The organism is Marinobacter sp. DY40_1A1, assembly GCF_016597815.1.
Taxonomy (GTDB): domain Bacteria; phylum Pseudomonadota; class Gammaproteobacteria; order Pseudomonadales; family Oleiphilaceae; genus Marinobacter; species Marinobacter xiaoshiensis.
Window position 1 is genome coordinate 530249 of record NZ_VCHA01000001.1, and the last position, 19076, is coordinate 549324.

Annotated in this window: 15 protein-coding genes and 1 pseudogene; all 16 read left to right on the forward strand. The window is 50.5% G+C overall.

From position 1 onward, the window contains the following. Window positions 1–127 precede the first annotated feature (127 nt). The 16 genes and pseudogenes from FFI61_RS02445 to FFI61_RS02520 all read left to right on the forward strand — a co-directional run bounded on the left by FFI61_RS02445 (window position 128) and on the right by FFI61_RS02520 (window position 18937). Window positions 128–2164: a bi-domain-containing oxidoreductase gene (locus tag FFI61_RS02445; RefSeq protein WP_200369141.1), complete on the forward strand. Its 2037-nt coding sequence runs from the start codon at window positions 128–130 to the stop codon at window positions 2162–2164. 55 nt (window positions 2165–2219) lie between these two features. Beyond that, the gene (locus tag FFI61_RS02450; protein ID WP_227714557.1) at window positions 2220–3386 is read left to right on the forward strand and encodes a hypothetical protein; all 1167 of its coding nucleotides are present in this window, start codon (window positions 2220–2222) and stop codon (window positions 3384–3386) included. Continuing rightward, complete coding sequence (locus tag FFI61_RS02455) at window positions 3373–4110, forward strand: WecB/TagA/CpsF family glycosyltransferase (RefSeq protein ID WP_200369142.1); 738 nt, start codon at window positions 3373–3375, stop codon at window positions 4108–4110. The genes FFI61_RS02450 and FFI61_RS02455 overlap by 14 nt, the downstream gene beginning before the upstream one ends. Window positions 4111–4177: 67 nt before the next feature. Further along, entirely contained in the window at window positions 4178–5455 is a 1278-nt protein-coding gene (gene wecC, locus FFI61_RS02460) for a UDP-N-acetyl-D-mannosamine dehydrogenase (protein ID WP_200369143.1), read from the forward strand. A gap of 31 nt (window positions 5456–5486) precedes the next feature. Then, complete coding sequence (gene wecB, locus FFI61_RS02465; RefSeq protein ID WP_200369144.1) at window positions 5487–6608, forward strand: non-hydrolyzing UDP-N-acetylglucosamine 2-epimerase; 1122 nt, start codon at window positions 5487–5489, stop codon at window positions 6606–6608. 101 nt (window positions 6609–6709) lie between these two features. After that, window positions 6710–7655 (forward strand): annotated as a pseudogene (locus FFI61_RS02470) (IS5 family transposase). Between the two features lie 316 nt (window positions 7656–7971). Next, complete coding sequence (locus FFI61_RS02475) at window positions 7972–8712, forward strand: Wzz/FepE/Etk N-terminal domain-containing protein (RefSeq protein ID WP_200369145.1); 741 nt, start codon at window positions 7972–7974, stop codon at window positions 8710–8712. A gap of 21 nt (window positions 8713–8733) precedes the next feature. After that, a complete protein-coding gene (locus FFI61_RS02480) occupies window positions 8734–9996 on the forward strand; it encodes a hypothetical protein (RefSeq protein ID WP_200369146.1) in 1263 nt (420 codons plus the stop codon). A 491-nt stretch (window positions 9997–10487) separates the two neighbouring features. Further along, window positions 10488–11549 (forward strand): capsule biosynthesis protein, encoded by a 1062-nt coding sequence (locus FFI61_RS02485; RefSeq protein ID WP_227714558.1) that lies wholly within the window; start codon window positions 10488–10490, stop codon window positions 11547–11549. Then, window positions 11546–12337, forward strand: coding sequence for a glycosyltransferase family 2 protein (locus FFI61_RS02490; RefSeq protein ID WP_200369148.1), 792 nt, complete (start codon window positions 11546–11548; stop codon window positions 12335–12337). Before FFI61_RS02485 ends, FFI61_RS02490 begins: the two co-directional genes overlap by 4 nt. A gap of 1 nt (window position 12338) precedes the next feature. Next, a complete protein-coding gene (locus FFI61_RS02495; protein WP_200369149.1) occupies window positions 12339–13286 on the forward strand; it encodes a UDP-glucuronic acid decarboxylase family protein in 948 nt (315 codons plus the stop codon). A 3-nt stretch (window positions 13287–13289) separates the two neighbouring features. Further along, window positions 13290–14243, forward strand: a complete 954-nt coding sequence (locus FFI61_RS02500; RefSeq protein WP_200369150.1) for an NAD-dependent epimerase/dehydratase family protein — start codon at window positions 13290–13292, stop codon at window positions 14241–14243. Further along, window positions 14240–14797, forward strand: a complete 558-nt coding sequence (locus tag FFI61_RS02505) for a sugar transferase (protein ID WP_227714658.1) — start codon at window positions 14240–14242, stop codon at window positions 14795–14797. The genes FFI61_RS02500 and FFI61_RS02505 overlap by 4 nt, the downstream gene beginning before the upstream one ends. 10 nt (window positions 14798–14807) lie before the next feature. Next, window positions 14808–15566, forward strand: a complete 759-nt coding sequence (nagB, locus tag FFI61_RS02510) for a glucosamine-6-phosphate deaminase (protein WP_200369152.1) — start codon at window positions 14808–14810, stop codon at window positions 15564–15566. Beyond that, on the forward strand, window positions 15563–17506 hold the full coding sequence (locus FFI61_RS02515; protein ID WP_200369153.1) for a nucleoside-diphosphate sugar epimerase/dehydratase: 1944 nt from the start codon (window positions 15563–15565) through the stop codon (window positions 17504–17506). Before nagB ends, FFI61_RS02515 begins: the two co-directional genes overlap by 4 nt. Window positions 17507–17530: 24 nt before the next feature. Next, a complete protein-coding gene (locus FFI61_RS02520; RefSeq protein ID WP_200369154.1) occupies window positions 17531–18937 on the forward strand; it encodes an MBL fold metallo-hydrolase RNA specificity domain-containing protein in 1407 nt (468 codons plus the stop codon). Window positions 18938–19076: the final 139 nt, after the last annotated feature.

The following is a 19076-nucleotide window of genomic DNA, read 5'->3' on the forward strand; positions in this document are numbered from 1 at the left end:
TCAAACTCTTCGCACCGGTGTTGTAAATGTTAATGAGGTACCGATTCCTACATTAAACGACAAGTTTGTTTTGGTTCAAAACCACGCTTCGGTCATAAGTGCTGGGACAGAGAAAACCAAGATCGATATGGGCAAAAAGAGCCTACTGCAGAAAGCTAAAGCTCGTCCGGATCTGGTAAAACAAGTTGTTGGTAAGGTTAGGGCAGAGGGTTTGAGAAAAACGCTGCAAACCGTGAATTCGCGGCTGGATGCACCATCGCCTCTTGGCTATAGCTGCGTCGGTACAGTAGTGGCTGCGGGTGGCTTGGTTGCAGGAATACAACCTGGCGATCGTGTGGCTTGTGGCGGCGCAGATTACGCTAACCATGCAGAGTTTGTGGCTGTACCCAAAAACCTGGCTGTTAAAGTACCCGCGAATGTTACTGACGACGAGGCGGCGTTTACGACCGTCGGCTCTATCGCGCTGCAGGGCGTGCGCCTTTCACAGCCAGAACTTGGTGAAACATTTTTGGTGGTCGGTCTTGGCTTGTTGGGACAAATAGCAGTTCAGCTGCTTCGTGCAAATGGCTGCAAAGTAGTTGGTACTGACCTAGACCCAGCTCTGGTAGCGCGCTCTGAATCATTCGGTGCGATAGGTGTGCCGCCGGGTGCAGATGTGACTAGGCTTTGCCAATCGGTAACAGGCGGCCATGGGGTAGATGGAGTGGTAGTTTGTGCTGGTAGCTCCAGCAACACCATCATAGAAATGTGCGGTGCTGCTACCAGAGAGAAGGGGCGTGTTGTGGTAGTTGGTGCGGTTCGAATGGATATTCCGCGCGAGGATTATTTCAAGAAAGAGATCAGTGTCATCATTTCCCGCTCTTATGGTCCTGGCAGGTATGATCCTTTTTATGAAGAAAACGGCAATGACTACCCCCTAGCCTACGTGCGCTTCACCGAACAACGGAACATGGAGACGTTCCTCAGTCTTGTTTCACAAGACAAGATTGATATTAAAAGCCTGATTACTCATCGATTCCCGGTGGACGACGCAGCAAAAGCCTATGCCCTGATCGAAGGGGATAAGACCGAGCCTTACCTCGGAATATTGCTTCAATATGATCCCAAGCCTTTTGACCCAGCGGAATCTTCGCGAATTGCCCTTACTCCGGCCAAAGTGTCAGGAGAGAAGGTGAAGCTCTCTTTTTACGGTGCAGGGAATTATGCAACGGCCAGCCTGTTGCCACCCCTTCAGTCCAGCGGAAAAGTCAGTTTCAGTGGTTTGGTAACCGCGAGCGGACGCTCTGCCCAAGGAGTTGCCAAGCAATTTGGCTTCGGCTTCTGTGCCGGCAGCTTTAAGGATCTCTTGGAGTGCGATACGGATGCAATCCTGATCGCTACCCGACATAACACCCACGGTGTTGCTGTCCGGGATGCTCTGCGGGCCCGTAAACACGTGTATGTAGAAAAGCCGATGGGGATGTCTGTATCGGAATTGGCCGACATTCATGAAGCCTATTCAGAATGTGGTCAAGCTCAGGTTATGGTCGGGTTCAATCGGCGGTTTGCGCCGGCTACCCAACAGGCGGTCGGGCATTTCTCTGGTATTAAAAGCCCGCTTGTTGTGAATATTCGAATCAATGCCGGCCCTATTCCGGGTGACCATTGGATTCAGGATCCGGAAATCGGCGGCGGGCGCATGATAGGTGAGGGTTGCCATTTCATAGATCTTGCCTCAGCTCTGGTTGGTAGTAACGTCAAGACTGTCTATGCAGTTGGTACTAGCAAAGCGGAAAAGTCGGCGCTGCTTAACGATAATCTTTGTCTGTCGCTCACCTTCGAGAATGGCAGTGCAGCCAACATTACGTACACGGCTGATGGCTCCAAGGCGATGGCAAAGGAGTATGTTGAAGTTTTTGGTGGAGGACGTTCCGCGCAGATTCATGACTTCAAGGAAGTTGTGTTGTTCACTGGCGATACTGGTATCAAGCGCAATAAGTTGGGCGTGCAGGATAAAGGCCAGAAAGTCATGATCGCCGCATGGCTGGATGGCCTGAAGCGTGGAGAGTCCTGTGTCGATTACGAGTGCTTGATGGCAACCAGTCTGGCAACGGTTATGGCGGTAGAGTCGCTGGCTTGCGGCATGCCAATGAAAGTCGATCTCTCCGTGCTTTCCCCACACTGAGCAAAAGGACATCCGGGGGCAACAGGCCTCCGTCATAACTATGGATTCACTCGCTTTGCTCAATTCACGTTTGCTAGACAATCTGCGCGTGCAAGACTTCGCAGGTTTCGACCCCTTCGATTCGCTAAACAGCCGGCTCCTCTCGGCTACGCCGCTGTACCGAAACAACTTTATACGGTTAGCTTGGCTGCAGTTGGGTAAACGCTCACCGGTCAATTTGCGCCCCTTCCTGGGCGTGCCCAAGAAGCGCAATCCCAAAGGTATCGCGCTGGTTATTTCCGGGTTGGTTAATGACTATCACCGCACTGGTGAGAATCATTTTCTGGTTGAGGCCAATGAACTTTCGGGTTGGTTGTTGGCTGAGCGGAGTAATGTCCAGGAGTGGGGCTACAGTTGCTGGGGTTATCATTTTGATTGGCAGGCTCGGGCTTTCTATGTGCCTGCGGGCAAGCCAAACATTATTACCACGTGCTACGTGGCTCGTGCATTGTTTGATTTGGGCAAGGTAACGGGGGATCAATCCCTGATCGATGTTTCGCTGGATGCAGCGCGATTCATTTCCAGGCATTTGTACACCGAAGCGGATGGTCGTAGCTTCTATGCCTATATCCCCGGTGAATCAGCGTTTGTTCACAACGCCAGTCTGTGGGGCGCCGCATGGTGTGGCTTTGCAGGGAGAACGCTTGGTGATGAGGCTTTAGTTGAACAAGCTCTGCGTGTTGCCCGCCAGTCTGCCCAGGAGCAGGTTAAAGACGGTTCCTGGGTTTACGGCGAAAGGCACCATCATAAGTTTAAAGACGGCTTCCACACGGGTTATAACCTGGAAGCACTGTGCATCTTACGTGATGCACTGCAGACCAACGAATTTGATGAATGCATCGCCAAGGGTTACCAGTATTATGTGGAGACCTTTTTCGAGACTGACGGCACAGCAAAATACTACGATAATTCGGTTTATCCGCTGGATATGCACAGCTTCGCTCAAGCAATTTTTACGCTCTTGAAAGTTGGTGGCACAGCGGCGGACGTGGAACTGTGCGAAAGGGTTGTGCAGCGGGCGATAGACCTGATGTATAGGCCATCCACAGGGCTTTTTATCTACCAGAAAACCCGTCATTTCACGAATCGTATCAATTATATGCGCTGGACACAGGCTTGGGCCTACTGCTCCTTTGCATTCTACAATCGTTTTCGAGTTGAGTTAGACAATGCACAGGATTGAAATGCTGGGCTGCCCTATGGACGTGGGCACGATGAGCGAGACCGTTACCGCAATAGATAATGCTTTAACCAGCGAACAATTTACCCAGCACGTGGTAGTAAACGTTGCCAAGTTGGTCAATATGCGCAAAGACCCTGAGCTTGATGCCTCGGTTCGTGAATGCGACATCATCAATATTGATGGTATGGGCGTTGTGTTAGGTGCCCGCCTGTTGGGCCATGATGTGCCTGAACGAGTTGCCGGCGTCGATCTTTTTCATGAGCTGCTGGTGATGAGTTCGAAGCAGGGGTACTCGGTGTTTTTACTTGGGGCCAAGGAAGAAGTGGTTTCGGAAACTGCCCGCCGTGTTCAGACCCAGTATCCCGATTTGAAGCTGGCCGGTTACCATCATGGTTATTTCTGGGATGATGAGGAGGTGATGGTTGAACGCATTCGCGCTTCCGGCGCGCAATTGCTGTTCGTGGCCATTACGTCTCCCAAAAAAGAAAACTTCATCAATAAGTGGCGTGATCAGCTAGGCGTCAGCTTTGTGATGGGTGTGGGTGGCACCTTTGATGTGGTGGCTGGTAAGGTTCAGCGTGCACCTGAATGGATGCAAAATTCCGGGCTGGAGTGGTTTTATCGAGTCCTCCAGGAGCCGGGCCGTATGTGGAAACGCTACCTCATTACCAACTCCGTGTTTGCGTGGTTGCTGCTTCGAGAAAAGCTCAAGCGCAAAGGCTGAGTGTTCCCTTCTTTTTTTGTCGTCTTTCCCCTTTACGTTTTCTTTAGTTAGTAAGGAGTCTCCCTAAATGGAGTTCAACCGAATCTCTGTGGTTGGTCTTGGTTATATTGGTCTACCCACGGCAGCGGTGATTGCCTCCCGGCGCCGAGAAGTGATTGGCCTGGACGTTAGCCCGAAGGTTGTGGATACCATCAACCGCGGTGATATCCACATTGTCGAGCCAGATCTGGACATGATTGTCCACGCTGCCGTAAAGGAAGGTTATTTAAGGGCAACATTAACACCGGAGGCGGCAGATGCCTTTCTGATTGCGGTGCCCACGCCATTCAAGGCTGAAAACGGTAAAGAACACGTGCCGGATTTGAAGTACATTGAGGCGGCAGCAAGAGCTATAGCGCCGGTCCTGGCAAAAGGGAATCTGGTTATTCTTGAGTCCACCTCTCCGGTAGGTGCTACTGAGCGGTTGGCTGAGTGGCTGGCTGAAGCCCGTCCTGATCTGGTGTTCCCGCAAGGAGGAGGCGAGGCGTCAGATATCCGGGTTGCCCATTGTCCTGAGAGGGTGCTGCCAGGGCATGTTATTCGGGAACTGGTTTCAAACGACCGGGTTATCGGTGGGATGACACCAAAATGCTCGGACGCAGCGGCTGAACTCTATGGTTTGTTTGTTGAGGGGGAGTGTGTGCGCACCACCGCTCGCACGGCCGAAATGGCGAAGCTTACCGAGAACAGCTTCCGGGATGTGAATATTGCGTTTGCCAACGAGTTATCGCTGATTTGTGACAAGCTTGATATTGATGTTTGGGAGCTGATTGAGTTGGCCAACAGGCACCCACGAGTGAATATTCTAAAACCCGGCCCCGGAGTTGGCGGGCACTGCATAGCGGTGGATCCTTGGTTTATCGTGAGTGAGGCGCCTGAGCAAGCGCGGCTGATTCGCACTGCTCGGGAAGTAAATGACAGCAAGCCTGGTTGGGTGGTGGATAAAGTACGCACGGCTGTTGGCGCCTATCTTCTGGAGCATCCGGACAAGTCAGCCAGGGATGTGTCTGTTGCATGCTACGGCCTGGCGTTTAAGCCGGATATTGATGACTTGAGAGAGAGCCCGGCGTTGAATATTGCGGTCGAGCTCAAAAAAAATCTGACGGGTGAATTGTTTCTCGTTGAGCCAAATATTAAATCCGTACCTGATGCGCTAGCCGGGTGCCAACTATTGGACGTTAACGAGGCTAAACTAAAGGCCGATATTTGTTTGATTCTGGTTGCTCATAAGCAGTTCCGAGAGCTGGATTTCACCATGAAGCCAGCAGGCTGTGTAATTGATGTTGTTGCCAGCGGCCGAGTCTGACGGGCTCGGGGCATTTCAATAGGGTTTGAATATGAAAGTTATGACGGTATTTGGCACTCGCCCTGAAGCGATCAAAATGGCTCCGCTGGTTTTGGCTCTCCAGCAAGACGAGCGCTTTGAGGCGCAGCTTTGCGTGACCGCTCAGCATCGGGAGATGCTGGATCAGGTGTTGGATTTGTTTGGGCTGGACCCGGATTTCGATTTGGACATCATGAAGCCGAATCAGGACCTAACGGATGTGACAAGCGGAATTCTACAGGGCATGCGGTCCGTATTGGCTAGTGCCAAGCCGGATATCGTTTTGGTTCACGGCGACACTGCAACCACCTTTGCCGCCTCATTGGCCGCCTACTTTCAGCAGATTCCGGTAGGGCATGTTGAGGCAGGGCTGCGTACGGGGAATTTATATTCACCGTGGCCTGAAGAAGGCAACCGGAAGCTGACTGGCGCTCTGGCTAATATTCATTTTGCACCCACAGATCTGTCTGCACAGAATTTGGCAAAAGAAGGTGTCTCTAGCGACCAGGTAACAGTTACGGGCAATACTGTTATCGATGCACTGTTAGAGGTTGTCGCGCGAATCGATGGCGATAGTTCGCTGAGTCAGGAGCTTGCGGTGCAGTTTTCATTTCTCAAGCCTGAGCGCAGGATGATACTGGTTACTGGTCATAGGCGTGAAAGTTTTGGTGGTGGGTTCGAGCGCATTTGTGAGGCTTTGGCCCGAACCGCGCAGCAATATCCCAGTGTGGATGTCGTATACCCGATGCACCTGAACCCCAATGTGCGGGAACCGGTCAACAGGCTGTTGAATAAACTCCCCAACGTTCACTTGATCGAGCCCCTGGATTACTTGCCGTTTGTCTATCTGATGAATCGCTCTCATCTCATTTTGACCGATTCCGGAGGCATTCAGGAGGAAGCTCCTTCCCTTGGTAAGCCCGTGCTAGTGATGCGCGATACTACAGAGCGTCCCGAAGCGGTATCAGCTGGTACTGTTGAGTTGGTAGGTACGGATGTGGAACGAATCTGTGCTCGTATAGATGCTCTTTTGACCGACGAGTCGCTTTATCAGGCAATGGCGCTTGCGCACAATCCTTATGGTGATGGGAGTGCTAGCTTAAGGATTCTTGATGCTTTGGAAAGATATATGTAGTGGACTGTTAACCCCTAACATTAATTTTAAAGAGGTTCTGGTTAAGTCTCAAAATCAGTGATAATAAGGTCATCGTCAACCTCACAGGGTTCGTTGCCACCATGGATCAGATCGCCTTATCCGAAGCCGAGTGCCAGTACAAGAAGCGCAAAGCTCGTCGCGAGATCTTTCTGGAGCGGACGGACAAGCTGATTCCCTGGAAGCAGTTGGAGAAGAAGGTAGCCCGATATTACCCGAAGGGCCAGACTGGTCGGCCCCCCCTACCCGTTGCCCACCATGCTGCGAGTTCACTGCATGCAGTTGTTTTATAGCCTCAGCGACCCGGCCATGGAAGACGCCCTGTACGAGATCGAATCCATGCGTCACTTTGCTGGCCTGAAATTGGACCGCCTGCCGGATGAAACCACCATCCTCTAATTCCGGCATTTCTTGGAGCACCATGATTTTGGCAAGGTGTCGTTCAAGGAAGTCAACAAGCATTTGGAGTAAAATGGCCAGATGCTGCGTGAAGGCAGCATTGTGGATGCCACGATCATTTCTGCCCCAAGCCCCACCAAGAATGAGAGCGGCCAGCGCGATCCGGAAATGCACCAGACCAGAAAAGGCAAATAGTATTACTTTGGCATGAAGATGCACATCGGTGTAGATGACACGCTCGCCCTGATCCACAGAATCGATACCACGGCAGCCAACGTCCATGACATCGTGCAGGCTGGCAACATTCTCCAAGACGACGAGCAGCGTGTGTTCGGTGAAGCCGGTTATCCTGGAATTCAAAAGCGGGATGAGCATAAAGATCGTAAAAACGTGCCCTGGTTCATTGCTAAGCGTCCTGGCTCTCGTAAGACGCTGGACGACCGCAAGTTGAAAGCTGAAAGCCTCAATGCTAGCGCCCGGGCCAAGGTGGAGCATTCATTCCGGTACTTCAAACAAGTTTTTGGCTATAGCAAAGACCGCTATCGTGGCCGGGCTAAAAGCAGTAACCGACTGCACTTGCTGGCCGCGTTCAACAACCTGCTGATGGGTGAGAAATACATACTGGCGTAGGGCCAGTGTGCCTGTTTTCCGCCAAAATGGCGGGAAGCGGGCAAAAAACAAACAAATGAAGGGAGTAATGACGCCCGAGTGACGGTAGAATGTTTTTTTTGAGTTGAAAAGCGATTCAGCGACAAATCAGGCGTTAATCAAGCCGCTCCCTAGAAAGCGGTTAGGCTTCAAGCCTCTGCTGGTAGTGCTTGTGGATCTGATCAGCCGTACCCAGAAAACGTCATCAGGCGTTTGTTAAACTGAGTGTTTCACTTGTGGTTGGATGCCGCTGAGTTTGAGGCGATTTAAAATATCACATAATATAGGGATAGTTTAAGTGCCATCTCCTGAACCATTTCTCGTAGAGCTAACAGCGGCTCTAGTCAAATGCCGAAAGTTATTCCTGTCTGTTTTTATTACTGTGCTCATACTGGGTATTGGGTTTCAGTTAGTTGCTGCACCCAAATATCAGTACGTCACTCTCATTAAGTTGGCTCAAAGTGGTGATGGGGCGTTTTTAACATCTGGCGAGGGTGTTATTGCTTCGATTGAAAACCACTGGTTGCCGCAGGTCACTCGCGCGTTTCAAGAGGATAGGGGCAAATGGCCCGAGGTTAAGCTTCGTAGTAGAAATGTCAGTACCGGTTATGTGCAAATATTGAGTATTGGGGCGGCCCATGATGTGGCTGAAGTTGAATGGCTTCACAAAAACCTGGCGGACAAGATTTTGGCTGGCCAGTTGTCTTTCGAGCGCAGAGCCAGAGCCCGGCTGGAGGCCCAGCTTGCTGCTGCCAAGGAACTCGTTGACGCGCCGGGAAATGTCAGCAGTAACTCAGGTTCTTCCGACTCACGTTTTTTCGAGACCCTTATTTCACTAGAGGGCAAACTGGCTGGAATGCAAGCCGCTGAGGCTTTGGTGGTTGCCCAGCGAAAAGATGAGATTGTTGGGTTAGGGTTGGTGCCACGCCTTGCCTTGATGTTTTTGTTTGCTTTTGTGAGCGCTTTGAGTGCGGTGTTGGTTTATCGCTTCATTCAGCGAGTTGAAAGGTTGGTTAGCAACCAGGAAAAGCAGGCATGAACCGGCGCGCCGGCAAGTAACATGGCATATCGGCCCGGTTATGCGTGGTTGCTGCTACCACTGCTTGCAGTGCTTGGAGCCTTTTTTTACGCGGGCGGAGTGTTTGGTAGGTATTTTTGGGGTTACTTGGGGCTTATGCACTTGTGGGTGCTCTTGTTTACCCTGGGTTTCGGCATTGTTATTGCGTTGTTTCCAGCACAACAAAAGCCTGCTCCCGAATCTGCAATACCCGAAGGTGTCTTCTGGGATAGTGTGCTTTTGTTATTAGGCGCGCTTGCCATTTCTGCGCTTTTTTATGATCGATATTTCTTGCGAGGTATCGATTATCTGTCGGTTGGTGTTGCAAAAGGCAGAGCGCTACTCAATCAAGGTGGCCACGAGAGCTCAGCTTTTAGTGTTTTGGGTAACTTCTTTCTGTATTCCTACCTTTTCCCTCTTATAGGCGCAATTATTATGTGGGAGGAAAGGAATAGCAGGGTGCGGTTGGCGATCATTGGGGTGGCACTGCTTGAGTTAGTGGCTGTTACCTATGTAATGGGTGGGAGAACTGCAATTCTGCTGACTATAGTGGTGTGCCTTGGCAGTGTTGTTGTGCGTGGTTTTCTTGGGAAAAGGCACAAGCCAGCAAGTTTGAATTACTCAAAGCTCTTAGTGCTAGGTGCGGTGTCACTTGTAGCATTTTCCGTGTTTTTTTTGTTTCGTAGCCGCGCTTTTGGCGATGGTAGCTCTTTGTCTTATTACACGAATATTTGTGGTCATTTAACCAGCGGTACCCTGTTAAAGTGTGATTTTGGTGTGTATTCAGGGCCCTGGAGTGATCTCGCTAACTATCTTCATCTCACTCTTCTTTACGGTTCTCACGGTACTTGGTTAACGGAGGACATTGTGCAATCGGGCATAAGCGTTGGCTGGATTACCCCCCAGGGTTTATTCGCCGTGTTTTTCGAGAGGCTAGGCATGGAGCCACCCCCCGCTGCCTTCGAAGGGTTTTGGGTGCCGGCCTCGGCTTCGTTGATCAACGACTTCGGTCTTGCCGGTATGCTATGCTTCGCTGTTGCTTTCGGGATGCTCACGGGGGTTGTGGCAGGCTACCTCAGATCAGGCCGAATAAATGTTGCCGCTTATGCCTTGGTGTTTGCAATTTCATTCTGGTTTTTGTCGTTTTTGATATTCCCCACGAATATTCCTGGGTTTGTGCTTTCGGTATGTTTAGGGGTGTTCTTATGGGGCGCACAATTGGTTTTTACGATGATGAGAGCACTAATTTCTGAGAGATATCCATGAAGATAGGCCTTGCCAATCTTTTTTCGTTCAGACCACATGTTGAGCATCTTGAGTTTATGGCTCAGCTTCTTGAAAAAGAAGGCCATGAAGTCGTTTTTCTAACCTGTGATTCGGCTGTTGCTACCTGTTATACCCGGGAACTCAGGGGGCGCTCTCGTGTCCGAGAGTGTGCCCAGTGCATCGTAGGCGGTGTCAGGAGTTTTAGATCCCATGGGGTCTCGGCGATTGGCAAACAGTCCGCAAATCTTACAGAAGCAGAGCTTGATAAGTTGGCGCTCTCAAGTTCTGCAACGCTTACCCGAACGGAATCTGAGCGCGAGTGGGATGAGCCTGAAGTACAGGGCATCCGTAAGCGTTTAGCCGGCCCGATCAACCAAGTCTATCAAAGCACTCGTGACTGGATAATCAACGAGGGTATTGAGGGGGTGATCTGTTTTAATGGCCGAATGGACTTACCCCGGGCATTAACCTACGCCTGCGAGCAGCTTGGCGTGCCATACATTACCCATGAGCGAACCTGGTTTGGTGATGGGATTCAGTTGATCCCAAATGGTAACTGTCTCTCGTTGGCGGCACTCGGTGAGTTGGTTAGGGAATTTGATGATAAACCTCTGACTGCTTCTCAGGCGTCCCACGCTGGCAAGCTGATCGGCGACCGGTTTTTGCAGAAAAATTCTTTGGAGTGGAGGCTTTACAATAAAAGCCCTGAACCCGCACCTTGGCCGTTAAAAACTCCTGGCAAGCGTGTTCTTGTGCTGCCAAGTAGTAAGAATGAATTTGCTGGCCACGATGAGTGGCGTACGGAGTGGGCAGACAATACTGAAGCTCTGGACGATTTCTTCGAAGCATACAATATAGAGTCAGGCCAGGTTGTGCTGCGTTGCCACCCTAATTGGGCGGAAACTATTGGCAGTGTAAAAGGAAACCGCTCATTGGACCTGTACACTGAATGGGCTTCTTTGCGTGGGATTCATTGCATCCGCAGTGAGGAGAAAGCCAATACTTACGATCTGATTCAGCAGGCAGATATCGTGGTTATGAATGGTGGAAGCTCTGCTGTTGAAGCTGGAGCCTGTGGTAAACAGGTTGTCTGCTTGGGTCCCTCAACTTATCAGGAAGCCGGGTTTGTACATGTGTTTAGATCCCGAGAGGAATTGCGTGCGGGTAACGGTGAATTAAACTTGGACCCGGAGCTTGTACGCAGGAAAACCCTGCGTTTTCTCTATTTAAGATCTCATCGGTTTCCACAGTTTGTGCCCTACGTAAAGGCCGTTGAAACGACCAGGTATCGTTACCTTCAGGGTGCGAGTGGAGAAGTATTGATTCGGATGTTAGAAAACGGGCAGATACCGCCCGACGACCCGGAATATTCAGAGAGCGAGACGAGTGAAAATGAAGTGCTGCAAGCTTTAGAAAAGTCAGATTGGTCGAAACTGGCCGATTACCAGGCACCAGAGGCTGTAGGAACACCTTTTGAAATCAACAGAAGATCCGGCCTGAATTGGATTGATGGGTTCAGGGCGAAATTTGCCAGAGGAGATCGGGTCGGATGACTGGTGGCCAACCCAAGGTGTCAGTAGTGATGCCTGCTTACAACGCAAGTAACTATATCGAGGCGACAATTAGCTCAGTTCTTAAACAGTCTATATCGGACTGGGAATTGATTGTTGTTGATGATTGCTCAACCGACGATACCCGTGACAAGGTCATTGCTCTTGCTGAGAATGACCCGCGCATTCGCTTGATCGCACTTGATAAGAATTTTGGTGGCCCTGCTGGGCCGAGAAATATGGGGGTTCGAGCTGCTCGGTCTGACTTTGTAGCGTTTCTTGATTCTGACGATATATGGCACCCGGAAAAACTCCGAATTCAGCTTGCGTCTGCGGGGAATGAGTCCTCAGTGTTTATCTGTAGCTCAATGGTGGACTTTTCGGATGAGCTCAGCTTGCAGTTCGCTCCGATTAACAACGTTGCCAGTGAGAAGATCTCATATAGGCGACAGTCTGTGCGAGCACAGATTCCAACATCCAGTGTATTAATTTCAAAAGCTTTGTTGTTGAAGGCGCCTTTCGAAGAAAGTGCTGCTTACAAAGCAGTAGAGGACTATCACTGTTGGCTTCGTATTCTTCAGTCTGTTGGTTATTGCCTGAAGCTGAAAGCGCCACTGCTATATTATCGAAAGAGTGAAGGGCAGATTTCCGGCTCCAAGGTTATGATGATGAAGAAGGTGCTGATGGTACACCGGGAGTTTCCAGGGCGCTCACTTCTGACCGCATATGTGTTTACGCTCACTCATGTGTTGGGTGGTTTGTATTTTAGATTTTTGAAGAAAGGGATGTGATATGCGAATTCTGGTAACCGGAGGCGCCGGCTTTCTTGGGTCCCACCTGTGTGAGCGCTTGCTCTCTGAGGGGCATGATGTGCTGTGTGTCGACAATTTTTTTACTGGCCGAAAACGTAATATCGCGCACCTTATGAGCAACCCCTACTTTGAGGTGATGCGACACGATGTTACTTTTCCGCTTTATGTAGAAGTTGACCAAATTTATAACCTCGCTTGTCCTGCCTCGCCGGTGCATTACCAGCATGACCCGGTTCAGACAACCAAGACCAGCGTGCACGGTGCAATTAATATGCTGGGCCTCGCAAAGCGGCTAGGGGCTCGTATATTTCAAGCCTCCACCAGTGAGGTTTATGGTGATCCAGAGGTTCATCCTCAGCCGGAGAGCTATTGGGGTAAGGTAAACCCTATAGGTATACGCTCGTGCTATGACGAAGGAAAGCGATGCGCTGAAACGCTCTTTTTCGACTACTACCGTCAACACAACCTGTCCATCAAGGTTGCCAGGATCTTTAATACTTACGGTCCGCGCATGCACCCGAATGATGGGCGGGTTGTGAGTAACTTTGTTGTTCAGGCCCTTAGGAATGAGGATATTACGATCTATGGAGAGGGGCAGCAAACCAGGAGTTTCTGCTATTCCGATGATCTGATAGACGGGTTCGTGCGCCTTATGAATTCTCCGGAAGAGCTTACCGGCCCCGTGAATTTGGGGAATCCTAATGAGTTCACAATCCTTGAGCTGGCCGAGAAGGTGATTGAGCTTACTGGATCAGCGTCAAAGCTAATATTCAAACCTTTGCCAGAGGATGACCCAAAGCAGCGGCAGCCGGATATATCGCTGGCTACCGAAAAGCTGGATTGGGCTCCAAGTGTGGAGCTTGCCGAGGGATTGAACAAGACAATCGCCTATTTTGATGAATTGCTAAAAACGTCGGATATATATTAATCCATGGCTGGAAGAAGGGTTCTGGTCACTGGTGCGTCTGGCTTCATAGGGAAAGAACTGTGCAGAGTGCTGGTTGCAAGGGGTAATCAGGTTACCGGCGTTGTGCGTTCTGCGGTAAAGCTCCCGGTCACGGATGTTCAGTACCTTGTTCAGGATTTGGAAAAGCCGTTCGACGCAACCTCCCTCACTAAGGATGTCGATGCGATTGTACATCTTGCAGGCATTGCTCACGGAAAGGAGTCTACCGAGGGCGATATTTCCGATGTCTTTGTTAAGGGCAATGTAGAGCCAACGAAACGATTGGCGGAAGCTGCAGCAGCTAATGGCATTCAAAGATTTGTCCACCTTAGTTCGATAGGTGTGCATGGCGATCGAACAAATGAAAGCCCAATCACTGAATGTAGTGCAGAACGCCCTCATTCAGATTATGCGTTTTCTAAGCTCCGGTCTGAAAAAACTTTGATCGGCGAGCTGGCAGGATCACAAACAAGCTTTTCAATAATTCGGCCCACGCTGGTATACGGGCATGATGCACCCGGCAATTTTGGGAAGTTGGTGGGGATGTGTCGAAAACGCATTCCTTTGCCATTTCGGGATGTGAATAATAAACGTAGCCTGGTTTCCCTGGACAGTTTGGTTAAGCTGATTATTTTGTGTATTGAACTACCTGAAGCCGAGAACGAGATATTTGTGGCAGCCGACCAGAATCCTGTTACTACTGAAGAAATAGTGCGTAGCTTGCGCGAAGGTGTGGACCTGAGGCCTGCCTTGTTTAAAGTGCCCGTTTCCTTCCTGCAGCTTGGCTGCACTCTTATAGGCAAAGACTCGCTTTTCCAGCAACTGTTTGGAAACCTTGAAGTTGATGCAACAAAAGCTTCAAAAATGTTGGGTTGGGAGCGCGAAGCTGTAACGACGAAGGTGTTGCAATCGATTGGAAAGGAGTCCTGCAAATGCTGATTCGCATGCTAGACATTGGGCTTTCTTTCATGGGATTGCTGTTGAGTTTGCCGATAATGCTTTTGTTGTTAATCATTGGTTTTTTTGACACTGGTTCTCCGCTGTTTATTCAAAAGCGAGTTGGTCGCAACAAGAGAGCTTTCTCTCTCGTAAAGTTTAGAACGATGGAGGTAACAGCGGCCTCTGTGGCGACACACTTGGCAAACGCATCAGAAATTACCCGGTTTGGTCGTTTTTTGCGAAAAACCAAGTTAGATGAACTGCCGCAACTTTGGAATGTTCTCATTGGCGATATGAGTATGGTTGGCCCGCGCCCCTGCCTCTTCAATCAGGAAGAGCTTATTGAAGAGCGTGAACGGCGTGGTGTACTCGGCCTTCGTCCAGGAATTACCGGTTTAGCGCAGGTGAGTGGAATTGATATGTCTACCCCAAAACTGCTGGCTGAAACAGACGCCAGGATGCAGCAAAATTTCAACTTGGTTTCTTATTTCAAATACATCCTGATGACAGTGTTGGGGAAAGGTTCAGGAGATCGTGTGCCGACCAAGGATTGATCGACTATTTATGTACAAAATCTTCAGCACTCCCAACGATGTGTCTCGTTACGCCGCACAGCACCTCGCGGCGCAGATTCAATCCAATCCATGTGTGCGTTTGGGGTTGGCCACTGGGAGTACCATGGAGCCGGTTTATGCATGCTTGGTAGAGAGCCTGCGCAAAACACCTGTGAGCTTATCACGGCTAACGACGTTTAATCTGGATGAATACATCGGCCTGGATGCGGGGCATGTGCAAAGTTATTCTTATTACATGCGTCAGCATTTGTTTGACAAGCTGAACATTCCGGAGGACAGATTGAATTTGCCGGATGGCATGGCTGACGATGTTGAACGCGCTTGCCGAGCATACTCTGAAGCCATTCAATTGGCTGGTGGGCTCGATTTTCAGCTTTTGGGCGTGGGCTCAAACGGCCATATTGGTTTTAATGAACCTTACACTTGCTTTTCAAGCCGAACCCATGTGATTGAGTTAACTGCGCAAACACGGATGGACAATGGGCGCTTTTTTGCGGATGCCAAGGAAGTGCCTACTCATGCGATGACCATGGGGATTCAGGATATCCTGGAGGCCAAAGAGGTTATGCTTCTGGCCACGGGGCCCGGTAAAGCGGCGATAATGGCGGATTTGTTCCATAGTAAAATAGATGAAGCTATACCGGCATCTGCGCTGAAACAGCACAAGAATGTAACCTTTGTGCTGGATGCAGAGGCAGCTGCGCTCTTGCCGGATGAAATAGTTAATTCGGTGAGGATGCAGCTATGATTAAACAGCTCCTTGATTTGCCGCGCCTGTATAAGCGCCTGGTCTCCCTCGCGGTAGATACGATAGCCCTTTCTTTTGCTTTGTGGGCAGCTTTTGCGCTTCGGTTAGAGAGTAGTGGTTGGTTGCCCGATCACGAGCAATTTTTGGTCATGGCTCTTACTGTTGTTCTCACCTTAGGTAGTTTCATTCGTTTGGGGCTTTATCGCGCTGTTATTCGATATATGAGCGATCGAGCTTTGCTGACAATAATAATGGGCGTTGGTTTTTCTGCACTGGTACTGATAGTTTCGGGTTATTTGTTTCATGCCTTTATTCCTCGCTCGGTACCATTAATTTACGCTGCCCTTGCATTTATTTTTGTGGGTGGAAGCAGAATGAGTGTGCGCATGCTTGTGCAATACTCGATGAACCGTGGTAAACAGTGGGTTGCAATAGTGGGCACGGGGGAAACCGGGGCTCAACTTGCTAAAGCGTTACAGCAAGGCACTGAATATCATCCTGTCGTATTCATAGGTTTGTCGCAAGCTAGTCAAAAAGTTTCGATTGCTGGGTTGCCCGTATTCCCTTTGAGTCGTCTGGATAAGGCTATTAAAATCCATGGCGTAAATCGTCTGCTTCTTGCTCTTGATTCTGATGAAAGTGTGGATCGCCGCAAACTTCTTAACCAGCTGGAAACATTGAAACTACCAGTCCAAACCGTTCCCTCCATGAGCGAGCTGGTAGCCGGTCAGGCCCGAATAAACGACATCCGCGATCTGGAGCTTGAAGACTTGCTGGGCCGGGACCCAGTGCGCCCGGATAACGCACAGGTAGCGGCTAGCCTATATGGCAAAGCGGTAATGGTTACCGGAGCAGGCGGCTCCATTGGCTCCGAGCTTTGCCGCCAGATTATTCACCATCGCCCTCGGGTTTTGGTGTTGTTTGAGCAATCCGAGTTCTCCTTGTACGCCATCGAGCGCGAGTTGCAGGCTATCAATCGTATTGACGGGCTGGATGTTGAGATTCATCCCCTCTTGGGCAGTGTGGTTCACCGCCGCCGTTGCGAGATGGTGATGCGCAGTTTTGGTATTCAAACTGTGTACCACGCAGCTGCCTACAAACATGTGCCTTTGGTTGAACACAATGTGATTGAAGGCGTTCAGAACAACGTATTCGGCACTTTGCATGCAGCAGAGGCTGCAATTGCGACCGGGGTTGAGCGTTTTGTTCTGATTTCCACCGACAAGGCGGTTCGCCCAACGAATGTGATGGGTGCCAGCAAGCGGATGGCGGAGTTGGTGCTGCAGGGGTTGGCGCAGCGCCAGAGCAAAACAATTTTCTCCATGGTTCGGTTTGGGAATGTATTGGGGTCGTCCGGCTCTGTGGTGCCCCTGTTCCGCGATCAGATTCGCGACGGTGGGCCTATTACGGTTACCCACAAGGATATTATCCGCTACTTCATGACCATTCCGGAGGCCAGCCAATTGGTATTGCAGGCGGGCAGTATGGGCCGTGGGGGCGAGGTGTTTGTGCTGGATATGGGTGAGCCGGTGAAAATTGCTGATCTGGCTCGTAAGATGATTCACCTGATGGGGCTTATGGAGAAAACACCGGAGCAGCCTGAGGGTGATATTGAAGTTGTGTTTACTGGGTTGCGCCCCGGTGAAAAGCTCTATGAGGAACTGCTGATTGGCGACGACCCTCAGGGCACTTCACACCCTCGTATTATGATGGCCCGAGAGGTATCCATGCTCTGGGAGGAGCTGGAGGCCGTGCTCAATAAATTGTCCCGTGCCAGCCAGGATTTTGATTGCCGTTTGATTGTCGACACCCTGAAAAAAGCGCCGACTGGCTTTGCGCCCAATGGCGATGTGGCGGATTTGGTGTGGTGCAATGGCAAACAGATTGGACCGCTGGATGGGGAGAGCACCGGAAAGGTTCATCGTTTGCCTGTTCAGTAAAATGTACGACAAGGATTGTTGAGCATGATAGATATAACCCACCACGGCGCCACCTCTGGCGTTACTGGCTCCTGCCACGAGCTTACTCTTGGCACCAAGCAAAACACCTCCGCTGGTATCCTTATCGACTGCGGTCTCTTTCAGGGGCAAGAGAAAGCCGAGGGTGCCAGCGCATCTGATCTCTCCGTCGATTTCCCCATTGAGCATATCCGTGCCCTGGTTGTAACCCATGTGCACATCGATCATGTAGGCCGTATTCCGTATCTATTAGCGGCGGGGTTTGAGGGGCCAATTATTTGTTCCGAGCCTTCCGCCATCATGCTTCCGGAAATTCTGGAAGACGCGCTGAAGATCGGCTTCACCCGAGACAAGCAGTTGATTGAGCGAGTGCTCGGGCTGATTCGTTCCCGGCTTGTGCCTGTGCCTTATGGAAAGTGGCATGAGGTATTTGCAGAATCGGGCTGTTCTCTTTCGGTACGATTGCAGCGAGCGGGGCACATTCTGGGCTCGGCCTATGTTGAGTGTGATGCAGTTTCAGGTGATGAGCGCGAGCGGATAGTATTCAGTGGTGACTTGGGTGCGCCCCATGCGCCTTTGTTGCAGGAACCTGCCTCACCTGAGCGGGCAGATCGCCTGGTGATTGAAAGCACCTACGGTGATAAGGACCACGAGAGCCGGGAAACTCGGCGTTATCGCTTGAAGGCCATTCTGGAGCGGGCTTTGGCGGATGGTGGCACGGTTTTGATTCCAGCGTTCAGTATTGGCCGTACCCAGGAGTTGCTATACGAAATTGAGGGGCTGATACACGAGTTTGGAAATGACTGTGTAACTGATGGACTGGCCTGGAGTGATTTGGAAATTGTTGTGGATTCACCCCTGGCGGCGGAGTTCACTGGTATTTATCGTCAGTTAAAGCCATTCTGGAATGCAGAGGCGGCTGATCTGCTTCGGCAGGGCCGGCACCCGCTCTCGTTTGAGCAGCTAACTGTGATTAATTCCCACGAGAATCATTTAAACGCAGTGGACTATCTTGCCCGCTCCCATCGCCCCTGTGTAGTGCTGGCGGGTTCTGGTATGTGTGCTGGGGGCAGGGTGGTTAATTACTTGAAGGCTATGCTTGGTGAAGCCAGAAACGATGTGTTGTTTGTGGGTTATCAGGCAGCGGGCACACCCGGGCGGGATATTCTTACTTATGGCCCCCGTGGCGGTTGGGTGGAGCTGGATGGTGAGCGGTTTGATATACGGGCAAGCGTTCACCAAGTGGGTGGTTACTCAGCACATGCTGGCCAATCGGATTTGATTCGCTTTATTGAAGGTATTCCCGGTAAACCTGCTGAGATTCGTATTGTGCATGGTGATGCATCTGCAAAACAGGTGCTTAAGCAGCGCCTTGAGTACCTGAATTATCCAAGTGTTTTGATACCAGATTAAATGTACATCAAATCTATATTGCGATGTATTAACGGTTATTAAATGAATAGTCTTTGCCATATATAAATCTATGACTTATTATGCCTCTGTATTTTGGCAAGCCCTTAAGCTTGCGTTTGAATTGACGCGGTTTAAGTTC

Coding starts and splice junctions, on each gene's coding strand:
- FFI61_RS02445 (WP_200369141.1), top strand. CDS start 128: ATGGGCAAAAAGAGCCTACTGCAGAAAGCTAAAGCTCGTCCGGATCTG.
- FFI61_RS02455 (WP_200369142.1), top strand. CDS start 3,373: ATGCACAGGATTGAAATGCTGGGCTGCCCTATGGACGTGGGCACGATG.
- wecC (WP_200369143.1), top strand. CDS start 4,178: ATGGAGTTCAACCGAATCTCTGTGGTTGGTCTTGGTTATATTGGTCTA.
- wecB (WP_200369144.1), top strand. CDS start 5,487: ATGAAAGTTATGACGGTATTTGGCACTCGCCCTGAAGCGATCAAAATG.
- FFI61_RS02480 (WP_200369146.1), top strand. CDS start 8,734: ATGGCATATCGGCCCGGTTATGCGTGGTTGCTGCTACCACTGCTTGCA.
- FFI61_RS02490 (WP_200369148.1), top strand. CDS start 11,546: ATGACTGGTGGCCAACCCAAGGTGTCAGTAGTGATGCCTGCTTACAAC.
- FFI61_RS02495 (WP_200369149.1), top strand. CDS start 12,339: ATGCGAATTCTGGTAACCGGAGGCGCCGGCTTTCTTGGGTCCCACCTG.
- FFI61_RS02500 (WP_200369150.1), top strand. CDS start 13,290: ATGGCTGGAAGAAGGGTTCTGGTCACTGGTGCGTCTGGCTTCATAGGG.
- nagB (WP_200369152.1), top strand. CDS start 14,808: ATGTACAAAATCTTCAGCACTCCCAACGATGTGTCTCGTTACGCCGCA.
- FFI61_RS02515 (WP_200369153.1), top strand. CDS start 15,563: ATGATTAAACAGCTCCTTGATTTGCCGCGCCTGTATAAGCGCCTGGTC.
- FFI61_RS02520 (WP_200369154.1), top strand. CDS start 17,531: ATGATAGATATAACCCACCACGGCGCCACCTCTGGCGTTACTGGCTCC.